This window comes from Thiorhodococcus drewsii AZ1, assembly GCF_000224065.1.
In the GTDB taxonomy this organism is placed as follows: Bacteria; Pseudomonadota; Gammaproteobacteria; order Chromatiales; family Chromatiaceae; genus Imhoffiella; species Imhoffiella drewsii.
This window is the reverse complement of sequence record NZ_AFWT01000138.1, coordinates 1-574: the sequence shown is the minus strand read 5'-3', so window position 1 is coordinate 574 and position 574 is coordinate 1. Positions and strand designations below refer to the sequence as shown.

The window sequence follows — 574 nt, the reverse complement described above, 5'->3', positions numbered from 1 at the left end:
ATATTCATGTATATTCTCCATGTATGAGTTCCCCAGTCATTAATGAAGAAGGTTCCGTTTGCGGATGGGTAAACCGTTCAGCTTTGCTGAGTGGGCTTGCGCCCTAAGCAGCATGAGAGCCTTCAATCAACTTGATAAAATTGAAGTCGAAGAGAAAACAATCCATTGGAGGAATAAGGTTCTTGGTCTTTTGGAGGCAAGTGACGCCATGGAATTGATGCCGCACCAAGAGTTAGCTGACAACTCGATTGTTTCCTTTAGGGTATTTAAGGACAATCAATACCTCAACCAGGAAGAACTCTGTTCGTTATACTTTTCGATAATCAGGGGAGGGTATGGAAACGAGTGCGAGTTCGATTACGTCACTATTGGTCAACCTGTAAACTATGGTGAAAAAGCATTTCTTCGACTCGCGATAGGAGCTAAGACAATTCGACAATTTGTAGTGCAGGATGAAGCTGAATTTGCGACTGACGAAAAAATCATTAGCATACTAGAGCAAAAAATAGCTGAACTTGAAACAGGTCGAACCTGCAGGGCGAGCGCGTATTAATCATCAAGCAGCCAGGACCTT

The 574-nt window shown here is 43.0% G+C and carries 1 protein-coding gene; it reads left to right on the top strand.

Features of this window, described 5'->3' with window-relative positions:
- Positions 1-64 precede the first annotated feature (64 nt).
- Positions 65-553, top strand: a complete 489-nt coding sequence (locus tag THIDRDRAFT_RS23415; protein WP_007043443.1) for a hypothetical protein — start codon at positions 65-67, stop codon at positions 551-553.
- The last annotated feature ends 21 nt before the right edge of the window (positions 554-574 follow it).